Genomic DNA, 11,083 nt, shown 5'->3' on the forward strand with positions numbered 1-11,083 from the left:
ATCGAGGGTTCCATAGGACATGACCGGCATGACCGGCCCGAACACTTCCTCATGAAGAACGGGAGCAGCGGGATCAAGATCTGAAAGGAGGGTTGGTTCAAAGAATGAACCATCCTTCAGAAGATCCTGTTCCGGTTTTTTCCCCCCCACTGAGACCTTACCGAACTCGCCGGTAACCGTACGTTCGATCTGGTCGGATATCTGATTCAACTGGATATCAGAATGGATCGGTCCGATATCAACACCTTGCACAAGTCCATTTCCCACCTTCAATGATCCGATCAAAATCTGTAGTTTCCTGATAAACTCATCCTCAACCGAAGCATCAATAAAGACCCGTTTCACTGCAGTACAGGTCTGCCCGCAGTTAAAAAATCTCCCGGCAACTGCTCCCTTCGAAGCTTCAGTAAGGTCAGCATCCTTACAGACGATCATCGGATCGCTGCCACCCAGTTCCAGGGTGACCCGTTTAAAAAATGGTGCTGCAAGAGTTGCAACCCGTTTTCCGGTAGTAACCTCACCGGTGAAGGATACTGTCCTGATATCAGGATTGGTAACAATAGCCTCGCCGACTACCGGTCCCTGACCTGTCACAATCTGAAGAATACCGGAAGGAAGACCTGCTTCAACCAGACAGGACGCAAGTTGGATGCAAGTGAGTGGTGCCGTGGTTGCAGGTTTCAGAACCAGTGCATTGCCTGCTGCCAATGCAGGGCCGACCTTCCAGCCCATAATAATTGCGGGAACATTCCAGGGGATGATCGCACCGCATACACCAATTGGACTGCGTGAGACGACTGCGTGACCATAGGTGGATGAGTGACCATAATCTCCCCGCAGCATTCCGGATATTGAAGCATAGTACTCAAGAATCCTCGCAAATCCTGCGATTTCTTGCGTAGACTCTTTCAGCGGTTTCCCTTGTTCACGAGTCAGAAGATTTGCGAGATCATGCTGTCTGCTGCGGACCAGAACCGCGGTTCCATAGAGCACCTTTGCCCGGTCAGTTGGATCTTTACCCGCCCATTGAAGATATTCTGCAGTTGCACGTTTGACAGCATCATTGACATCTTCTGCCGATCCCATGCTGACGCTCCCTACCGGTTCCCCGGTAGCAGGATTGAGAACTGTTCGAATCTCGCGACCTGTTGACATATCATGGGTTTGTGCAGGTATCTCCATGATCACGATTCAGGTGGCAGGGGCAAAAAAGATGAGTTAACAAGGGAGGATGAAGAGGGGGTATGGCACCTATCAGGCACTCACTCCGGCATACATGATATCAAGCCGGTTTGCAATGCCATTCCATTGAAAGTCGCGATAGACTTTTACCCTGCCTGCTCTTCCCCATCGTCGTGACCGTTCCATATTATCGAGGGTTTCACAGATTCCGGAAGCAAGACTATCTGAAGAGACCTGAGTTCGGATTCCATCATGATATGATTCGATGTTTTCGTGAAGGCCACCGACATCACAGGCGACCACCGGCTTTCCTGCACTCCATGCTTCAGGAAGCACAATCCCGAATGGTTCATTTCTGCTTGGAATGACCACAACGTCTGCTGCAGTGAGCAACCGTACATACTCGGTATCTGAGATATACCCCGGGAACCTGACCGGGAGGCCCATAGCAGCAGCTCGTTCCTGAAGCCATGGACGCATTCCGCCATCTCCTGCCATGATCGCCTGCATACCCCAGAACTGATCTTTTACACGAGGTAGTGCATTGAGGAGGAGATCAGGTCCTTTCTGGACTGCCATCCTTCCGATGAACAGCACCGTCGGAGCATAGGGGTGAATTCCCATCTCCTGTTTTACCGTTCCCTGATCAAGGATAACATCATACTGCTCGGGAACCACCCCATTCGGAAATACCTGAATCTTCCAGTCAGGAACATTATAGAGTTGCTTTACTTCATTGCGAAGAATGCCCGATACCGTTGTCACCTGTTTTGCGATAAGTCCGGCATACCACTCTTTTCCGGATATTTCATGGTATTCCCACCAACTACCATGCTGGTTCCCATTCCGGCCATACTCAGTTGAATGATACGTAAAAACCGTCCTGCGATCCTGAAGCAGATGCAACGCTTCAGTTACATGCCAGTCATGGAAATGAAGAATATCAAATTGTGGAGTGTCAAGTGCATGGAACCGATCCGCCATCATGTGACTCATGTTCCGACAATATTCTACCACATTATTCCCAAAGGGACGAACCGTGTGGTAATGGACTCCCCCGAAGGTGAAGTCACCATCCCCACGGGTGAAAAAATGAACCTCATTCTTCTTTGCAAGTTCCTGAGCCAGATAGGTTGCAGCGTTAGCAAGGCCACCCACCCGATCAGTGTAGAGTGATTCCCAGCAGAAGTATGCAATTTTTTTATGTTCCATGCGACACGTCCAGGTTAGTCAAAATTCTGTAATCGAGACCTGCCCGCATTTTCTTGATCAACCGATGCAGGTGAAATCTACGTTAGATTTTTATATAATTCGAAAACCCCCATATAGATAATATTTTTTTGAGACAACCAGACAATAGCACACCATCATATATATAAATTATCCATTGCATTTCGAACAGAACATTGGAACTTAATAAGAACACTAATCAAAACCAGACCTCCAAATTCCAGAGTATCCCATATTTTTTCAGAATACGGGTTGCGAGAGAACCCACACAATCTCACCACCCAGAAAACTCATCTTGAATATAAATAAGATTGCCATGCAATAGAGGAAGAGACGATTTCTCAAACGCGCCAAAATTTACCCAATGAAGCACAAATTGTTACTCAACCAGGGGATCAAAAAAAAGTGAACTAAATACAATAAAAGATGCAATAATGCATAAATATGTACAATGCAATACATTTGAATACATGATTGCGATTCATAACTGTAACAAACAGGTGATGCCGGTGGACTGGAGTCGTCAGTGACAGGAGAATGCCTGTCACCAGATCTCTCATTTGCTGCTTTCAAGCAGATAGCAGATCAAATCTCTGGATCAGGGCTCATACCAGTAACCATAACGATCCCGCTTCCTGAAGTTTCTCCGGCAGATCTCTACTATCTCCTCCGGAAAGCCCATGGCTTTCTTCTTGAATCAATGGAAGGAGTTCCCAGGCGTGCGGTCAGATCAATTATCGGGACAGGCATTGCTGAAATGCTCATCCTCGATGAAAAGAATGGAGTATCAGACGGTCCAATAGAGGAGATACGCAGATTTATGGAAACACATCAACTCTGCGGAAGAGCACCGGCTGGATTCGCCGGTGGCTTAGTCGGGTACTGCTCGTATGATATGGTATCTAATCTGAACGATGGATATCTCGATGCAGGAAGGGAAGAGCACTGCCCCATTGGAAAATTCGTGGTCGCGAACTCAGGAGTAGTTCTTGATCATGTTAAACAGACATGTATCATATTTGCATCACCGAAGATCGGACCGGGCGATGACATCCGTCGGATCTATGATGAGGCAGCAGCACAGATCATCTCCCAGGCCTTACAAGTACTCCAAGTCAAAGCAGCCACAACCCTTGATCAGCCAACTGTTCACCATGCTGAGGAGATTTTGCTTACTTCCCCGATAAGCAAAAAAGCCTTTGAATCCGCAGTTGAAAAAACCCTTGAACATATCAGGGCGGGAGACATATTCCAGGCCGTAATCTCACGCAGGTTCAATGCACCATACACCGGGGACCCATTCAGGATTTATGAAGAGGTCAGACAGTTAAACCCGTCACCATATCTCTATTTCCTCGAATTCGGGGACGAGACCATTATTGGATCAAGCCCTGAAATGCTCGTGAAAGTTGACGGGGAAGATATCTTCACTGTACCAATCGCCGGCACCCGTCCCCGCGGAGCAGATCCTATAGAAGATGCCAGACTTGCAGAAGAGATGCTTGCTGACGAGAAAGAGAAGGCCGAACATCTGATGCTGGTAGATCTTGCAAGAAACGATATCGGAAAGGTAGCATCGTTTGGTTCAGTCAGAGTCAGTTCCTTTATGGAGGTTGAAAAATTCTCTCATGTCCAGCACCTGACCTCGCAGGTGACCGGAAAACTCGCCACCGGTTCAGACCGGTTTGATGTTCTTGGATCATGTTTTCCTGCCGGGACTGTTTCAGGTGCACCCAAACTCCGGGCAATGCAAATTATTGCCGGACTAGAACCCCATGCCCGCGGCCTGTATGCAGGTGCAGTAGGATACATTGGATTTGATGACCGGCTCGAGTTCGCAATCGCAATCCGGACCGCTATTATCAGGGACGGAGTGGCTAGTTTCCAGACCGGGGCAGGGATCGTTGCAGATTCAAATCCGGAGCGGGAGTATGAAGAGACACGACAGAAAGCAGGTGCCATGCTCGCCGCACTCTCCCGTGCCAGCGCTCATGAGATAACCAGTCATGATCAGAAGAAAGCAGGAGGAATCACATGAATGTAACCATCGTGGACTGCTTTGACAGTTTTACGTATAATCTTCATCAGCTTGTTGGCACCCTCGGGGGAGAACCGGTTGCAATAACCTGTGACCAGGAGATCAGCAGAATCGAGCGGGAAAACCCGGACAGGATCATACTCTCACCCGGCCCCGGTACCCCTACAGAATCCGGAGTTTGCCGGGAAGTCATCGAACAGTATGCGGGTGTTGTTCCAATCCTGGGTGTATGTCTCGGTCACCAGACGATAATCCATACCTTTGGAGGCAGGATTGTTCGGCTTGATGAACCGGTACATGGAAAAACAAGTAAAATATCACATACTGAAACAGGATTATTCCAGGGAATCCCCCAGGCATTCACAGCAACCAGATATCACTCCCTGACCGCAGATCGGAATACCCTCCCCAGGGAATTCCACATCACTGCAACATCACAGGGAGATGACTGTATCATGGCAGTTTCTCATGAAAAACTGCCCATCCACGGAGTCCAGTTTCACCCTGAAAGTATCATGACTCCTGCCGGCCGGCTCATCATGACCAATTTCCTAGCAACCGGAGGAGTCTGATGATCCATCAGGCAATCGAACGGATGATATCCCGGGAGGACCTTCTCCCTGAAGAAGCAACCGCGGTGATGAATCAGATTGCGGAGGGAAATGCAACAGGTGCACAAATAGGATCATTCCTTACTGCTCTCCGGATGAAGGGTGCTACTGCAGGAGAGATCGCCTCATTTGCCAGAGTAATGCAGGAGTGTGCAGTACCGGTAACTCCGCAGGTTTCCGGAATGATGGTTGACACCTGCGGGACCGGCGGGGACCGATCTGGATCAGGAGGGACATTCAACATCAGTACTGCAGCAGGAATCGTAGCTGCAGCAGCAGGCGTTCTGATCGTAAAACACGGCAATCGAAGTGTTTCAAGCAGATGCGGATCAGCAGATGTCCTTGAAACACTTGGTGTTACTATCGAACAGACACCAGAAGCAGCAGCGAAAACCGTTGAAGAAACAGGCATCGGGTTCTTTTATGCCCCACGATATCATCCGGCAATGCGTCACGTAGCACCGGTACGAAAAGAACTGGGTATCTACACTGTCTTCAACATCCTCGGACCACTCCTGAACCCGGCACGTGCACAGGCACGACTTATCGGAGTCTACGATCCCGGGCTAGTAATGATTGTCGCAGATGCATTACGTGAACTCGGGGTGCAGCGTGCGATGGTGGTTCACGGAGAAGGGCTCGACGAGATCACGGTCACCGGCTCAACCTTCATTGCAGAACTGAATCAGGGAACTTTGAATTTCAGTACCATCACACCTGAAGAGTTTGGAATTGCCAGATCCCGAAACGAAACAATCAGAGGAGGAAATCCGGAAGAGAATGCTGCGATAATCAGGTCTGTGCTCTCCGGAACACCAGGCCCATGCCAGGATATTGTTGCACTCAATGCGGGAGCAGCAATCTATCTCGGGGGTAAAGCAACTAATCTCCATGACGGGGTAAACAAGGCATACCATGTTATCAGGTTAGGAAAAGCAACAGAAAAACTGGATGAACTGATTCGCGTATCAGGGAGAGCAGCATGATCCTCGATCAGATCGTGCAGGCGGCAACCATAAGGGCTGATGCACTTCCATACAGTGGATCTGATGTCAGGGATGTAGATACCGCGAGCCAGTCATCACACCAGCACCAGCCTTTCAGTCTCCTGAAAGCGATAACCGGATCTCATGATCGTAATGCAATTATTGCCGAGATAAAGCCGGCAAGTCCGTCACGGGGGCATCTCCGGGCGATTATCGACCCGGTTGCACTGTCACAGGAACTTATTGGTGGTGGATGCTGTGCCCTGTCAGTGATCACCGAGCCCGATTTCTTTCAGGGATCGATAACCACCATCCCGACGATCAGGGATCGGGTACAAATTCCCATCTTACGTAAAGACTTCATCGTTGACCTGCGGCAGATTCAGGAAACCAGACAGGCAGGAGCTGATGCAATTCTCCTGATTACGGCAGTACTGGGCGACCAGTTATCTGAATTCGTGGAGGCCGCAAAAAAGGCAGGCCTTGAACCTCTCGTAGAGGTACATGACCGGCAGGAGGTGAGGACTGCCCTTGACTCCGGGGCTGATCTTATCGGGATCAACAACAGGAATCTGAAGAACCTGAAGACTGATCTCTCGACCACCGTCAGACTGGCACCCATGGTCAGGCGGGCAGACCGGACAGTCATCGCTGAAAGCGGGGTCATCTGGCCATGCGATGTCAGAACACTTCGCCCGTATGCAAACGGGTATCTGATAGGGTCAAGCATTATGGCAGCACATAATCCACAAAGAAGACTGGAGGGGTTTGTATACGCATAAAGATCTGTGGAATAACAAGACCCGAAGATGCACAGCTTGCAGACCGTGCCGGGGCCGATGCCATCGGGGTAGTCCTCTTCTCTGACTCACCTCGATCGGTTGAACCAAAACGGGCAATAGAGATATTCAGGGCAGCAGGCCCGTATATGGGAAGGGTATGTGTTTCACATTCCCACTCACGATCAGAGATTGACGAGATCCTTGATCTTGGCCCGACCGCGATACAGATATCGTATCCCCATACCTGTAGTAAAGACCGGGCAGTTCAAATCATCAGAGTCGTAGAACCAGGCAAGAATCTCCCGATGCCGGGAGAAGCAGATGCTCTCATCATCGATGCAAGTCAGGGGAAAGGAAAGTCATTTGATCCGGTATTTGCACGGAACATTATCAGCAGTACTACCCTGCCGGTAATCCTGGCAGGAGGACTCCAACCCGATACAGTTGCCGAGGCAGTGAGACTGATCCGGCCGTATGCCATTGATGTGGCATCAGGAGTCGAAGCATCTCCGGGCATAAAAGATGCCGGAAAAGTCATGTCATTTGTGCAGAATGCACGGTTATCATCATGAAATTACCATCACGATTTGGCGAATACGGGGGATGTTATGTCCCTGAAACACTCATAGCAGCACTCGAAGAACTTGAGAAAGCATACCTGCAGATTCTGCCGGGGAATACATTTCAAAGTGAACTCATCCACTATCTGACTGAATTTGCCGGCAGAGATACTCCGCTGACATACTGCAGAAATATGTCAGCTGATCTGGGATGCAAAGTATATCTCAAACGGGAAGATCTACTCCATTCAGGAGCACATAAACTGAACAATGCAATCGGCCAGGCACTCCTTGCAAAGTTTATGGGCAAGACACGGCTAATCGCAGAGACCGGAGCCGGGCAGCACGGGGTTGCAACCGCAATAGCCGGTGCCACACTTGGGATGAGTGTTGAGGTCTACATGGGTGAGGTGGATGTTGAGCGGCAGGCACTCAACGTTGCCCGGATGAAGATGATGGGGGCTAAAGTAATTCCGGTGCAATCAGGTACCAGAACTCTTAAGGACGCAATCAACGAAGCGATGAGAGACTGGGTTGCATCCGTTGGCGACACCCATTATGTAATCGGAACCGTGGTCGGGCCACATCCGTTCCCTTTACTGGTCAGGGATCTGCAGTCAGTCATCGGCACCGAGACACGGAGGCAGATCCTGGAAAAAGAAGGGAAACTTCCAACAACGATTGTTGCTTGCATTGGTGGTGGCTCAAATGCCATCGGAATGTTCCACCCGTTCGTGAACGATGCGGTGACCCTGATCGGGGTTGAAGCAGGCGGGGAAGGACTTGACGGAAAACACGGAGCTACATTGTGTGGTGGATCTCCGGGAGTCCTGCACGGGAACTTCTCGTACATCCTTCAGGATTCATACGGACAGATCCAGGAGTCACATTCGGTTTCAGCAGGTCTGGATTATCCGGGCGTTGGGCCTGAACACTCAATGCATAAAGACTCAGGAAGAGTCATGTATACCGCGGTAACCGATACCGAAGCACTGGATGCATTCCTGTACCTGTCACGGACCGAAGGAATTATCCCGGCACTCGAATCATCCCATGCAGTGGCATATGCACGGAGGATCGTACCAGCACTTAAAACGGATGATATTCTGGTGATCAACCTGTCAGGAAGGGGAGACAAGGATGTATCCCAGGTGATTGACCTGATGCAGCAGAACGGAGTTGCACTATGAAAACGGGAAAAGAAACAATTGAAGCGGTATTTGCAGCACATACAAAACCACTTCTGGTTGCGTTTACCGTTGCCGGGGATCCGGAGTATGGAGTTAGCCTTCGGATTATGAAGGAGATGGCACTTGCAGGAGCTGACATCATCGAACTTGGACTTCCGTTTTCAGATCCGGTCGCAGACGGCCCCGTGATTCAGCGTGCAGATCTCAGGGCTATGGATACAGGGATGAACACCGACAGACTGCTGGATCTCGTGCGAGAATTCAGGTCATCAAGCAAGGTGCCGATTGTCATTCTGACCTATGCAAACCTGATCATGCGCAGAGGAATTTCCAGGTTTTATACAGATGCTGCAGCTGCCGGGATTGATGGAGTGGTAATTGCGGATGTCCCCTACGAAGAGTCTGAACCATTCACGAAGGCAGCAGAACAGTCAGGGGTTGCCCCGATCATGATGGTCAGCCCGACCACATCAGACGAGCGATTATCAGGAATTCTTAACAAAGCTGCAGGATTTATCTATCTGGTTGCCGTGATGGGAGTTACCGGTGCCAGGACCGGTGTCGAACAAACAGCATTGGATCTGCTCAAACGGGTTAAGACGAAGACGTCGGTTCCGGTTGCACCAGGGTTTGGGATCTCCACACCCGAACAAGTCAGGGAGTGGGCGGACCATGATGCAGACGCAGTGATTGTGGGGTCTGCAATAGTGAGACGTATCGAAGATAACCTTGGAGATCCGGATGCAATCGTATCAGCGGTCGGTACCTATATCAGAACTCTGAAAAAACCATAACAAAAAAAGTGACAGACATTCTCACGAACCATAATTCGGATCGGGAAGACAAACTGAAAACGTAGTTCCCTTCCCTTTCCCCTCACTTTCCACCCTGACTATTCCACGGTATAATCCGATCAGACGACTTACAATGGCCAGACCAAGTCCTGATGAACTCCGGTCATGACGGGATGAATCAGCCATATAGAATTCTTCAAAAACATGTTCTTTTTCCACTGGTGAGAGACCGACTCCATCATCTTTTACATGGACACAGATCCGTTCTCCATCCTGACATGATCTGATCCATATCGAACCATCTTCACGTGAGTATTTCACCGCATTACCAATAATGTTGTCAAATATCACTGTTGCATCACCATGTGAGCAAAGGATGGAAAGATTATCAGGAATATCAATGGTCACATCCAGATTTTTTTCTGGACGAACAGCCAGTTCTTCTGGATCGAATCATGAAGGATCGGATACAGAATAACCTCTTCAGGTTTTGCCATGATATCGTCACGGTTCAACCTTGCTATCGTCAGAATCTTATCAGTCTGTTCCTGTATTGAATGTACCGATCTGAGCAAAACCGCCATCGAATTCCGGATTTCAGGGTTCTTCTCATCTTCAATGAGGGAGGGCAACAGAGCACGAAGCGGGGTGAGTGGGGTTTTCAGATCATGCCCAATCTGGGTGATAAAATCATCTTTCTGTTTCATTAGTCTGATGACTTGTTCTGTCCGTTCCCTGACACGAAGATCCAAATCCTGATTCATATCAAGCAGTTGATTCGTCAGAAAATCCAACTCCTTGTTTTTTTCACTCATCTCTGTCGCATGCAGCCGCAATTGTTCTTCCGCTTTCTTCCTTTCGGTGACGTCACGAGCCACCACCAGCACTGCCGGAGTTCCTTTATACACAATCGGGGCCGAAGAAACTTCTACCGCTACGGTGGTGTGATCAAGCCGGGTAAACTCTTCTTCAAATGTCTGACTAGGATCTTTTGTGTTCCCCATAATTCCTGAAGACACAGGGAAGGTATCTGAAGTTTTCGTATTGACTATTTCAGAGATGCCGACACCAACAATCCTTCTATCATCTTTTACACCAAGGAGTCTGATGCCTGCTGTATTGACAAAGACAATCTCTTCCCCGTCGTGGACGAAGATGGCATCAGGTGAGAGTTCGACCAGTCGACGATATCGTTCCTGACTCTCACGAAGAGCAATCTCAACCAGCTTTCGCTCATCGATTTCAGACTGAAGAGAGGCATTCACACGAGTTAACTCTGCAGTTCGCTCATCAACCCTGATCTCCAGCTCTTCTCTGGCCCGGATCAGTTCATCCTGGGTTCGTTTCCGCTCAGTAATATCCCGGATACTCTCTATCGCACCAACAATGGCACCTCGTGAGTCACGGAGAGGAGTTGCGGTACCCCAGAGGTACGAGGTGCCACTACCCAGGTTTGGCATATATGCCTCACCAACGACCGTGTCTCCGATCCAATCCATCGCAGCATACAATTTTTCAGTTTCTGAATCTGCCTGAAGGGCAATATCAATAAGAATGGGGCGTCGTACCCCATAGAAAGGCACCGAGTATGTATAGTCACCTTTTCCAAGGAAATCGATGGCAGCGGATCCGGTCAGTTGCTCCATAGCCCGGTTCCAGGCGATCACCTTCCCTTCTCTGTCGATGACAAAAGTAGCATCAGGGAGGAAA

The 11,083-nt window shown here is 49.4% G+C and carries 11 protein-coding genes; 7 read left to right on the forward strand and 4 right to left on the reverse strand.

The features are described 5' to 3' along the window. The coding region (locus tag LUQ50_RS00920; protein WP_300034783.1) for an aldehyde dehydrogenase at positions 1-1,182 on the reverse strand (1,182 nt) is incomplete at its 3' end. 72 nt (positions 1,183-1,254) lie between these two features. Continuing rightward, positions 1,255-2,394, reverse strand: a complete 1,140-nt coding sequence (locus LUQ50_RS00925) for a glycosyltransferase family 4 protein (RefSeq protein ID WP_300034785.1) — start codon at positions 2,392-2,394, stop codon at positions 1,255-1,257. Between the two features lie 544 nt (positions 2,395-2,938). On the opposite strand from LUQ50_RS00925, the gene LUQ50_RS00930 reads away from it, so the two are divergent. From LUQ50_RS00930 to trpA, 7 genes are read left to right on the forward strand one after another with little or no spacing between them, the layout of a single operon-like run. Continuing rightward, positions 2,939-4,450: an anthranilate synthase component I family protein gene (locus LUQ50_RS00930; protein ID WP_300034787.1), complete on the forward strand. Its 1,512-nt coding sequence runs from the start codon at positions 2,939-2,941 to the stop codon at positions 4,448-4,450. After that, positions 4,447-5,022 (forward strand): aminodeoxychorismate/anthranilate synthase component II, encoded by a 576-nt coding sequence (locus LUQ50_RS00935; protein ID WP_300034790.1) that lies wholly within the window; start codon positions 4,447-4,449, stop codon positions 5,020-5,022. Before LUQ50_RS00930 ends, LUQ50_RS00935 begins: the two co-directional genes overlap by 4 nt. Then, complete coding sequence (gene trpD / locus LUQ50_RS00940; protein ID WP_300034793.1) at positions 5,022-6,047, forward strand: anthranilate phosphoribosyltransferase; 1,026 nt, start codon at positions 5,022-5,024, stop codon at positions 6,045-6,047. The genes LUQ50_RS00935 and trpD overlap by 1 nt, the downstream gene beginning before the upstream one ends. Then, positions 6,044-6,829 (forward strand): indole-3-glycerol-phosphate synthase, encoded by a 786-nt coding sequence (locus LUQ50_RS00945; protein ID WP_300034796.1) that lies wholly within the window; start codon positions 6,044-6,046, stop codon positions 6,827-6,829. The genes trpD and LUQ50_RS00945 overlap by 4 nt, the downstream gene beginning before the upstream one ends. An 11-nt stretch (positions 6,830-6,840) precedes the next feature. Continuing rightward, positions 6,841-7,401, forward strand: a complete 561-nt coding sequence (locus LUQ50_RS00950) for a phosphoribosylanthranilate isomerase (RefSeq protein ID WP_300034811.1) — start codon at positions 6,841-6,843, stop codon at positions 7,399-7,401. Beyond that, positions 7,398-8,579 (forward strand): tryptophan synthase subunit beta, encoded by a 1,182-nt coding sequence (trpB, locus tag LUQ50_RS00955; protein WP_300034799.1) that lies wholly within the window; start codon positions 7,398-7,400, stop codon positions 8,577-8,579. The genes LUQ50_RS00950 and trpB overlap by 4 nt, the downstream gene beginning before the upstream one ends. Continuing rightward, a complete protein-coding gene (gene trpA, locus LUQ50_RS00960) occupies positions 8,576-9,373 on the forward strand; it encodes a tryptophan synthase subunit alpha (protein ID WP_300034802.1) in 798 nt (265 codons plus the stop codon). The genes trpB and trpA overlap by 4 nt, the downstream gene beginning before the upstream one ends. Positions 9,374-9,394: 21 nt before the next feature. Here the strand turns inward: trpA and LUQ50_RS00965 are convergent, their stop codons facing one another. Further along, a complete protein-coding gene (locus LUQ50_RS00965; protein ID WP_300034805.1) occupies positions 9,395-9,781 on the reverse strand; it encodes a sensor histidine kinase KdpD in 387 nt (128 codons plus the stop codon). Further along, a partial coding sequence (locus LUQ50_RS00970) for a PAS domain S-box protein (RefSeq protein WP_300034808.1) occupies positions 9,778-11,083 on the reverse strand: 1,306 nt, incomplete at its 5' end. The genes LUQ50_RS00970 and LUQ50_RS00965, both read right to left, overlap by 4 nt.

The organism is Methanospirillum sp., from assembly GCF_028679455.1.
Classification (GTDB): Archaea; Halobacteriota; Methanomicrobia; order Methanomicrobiales; family Methanospirillaceae; genus Methanospirillum.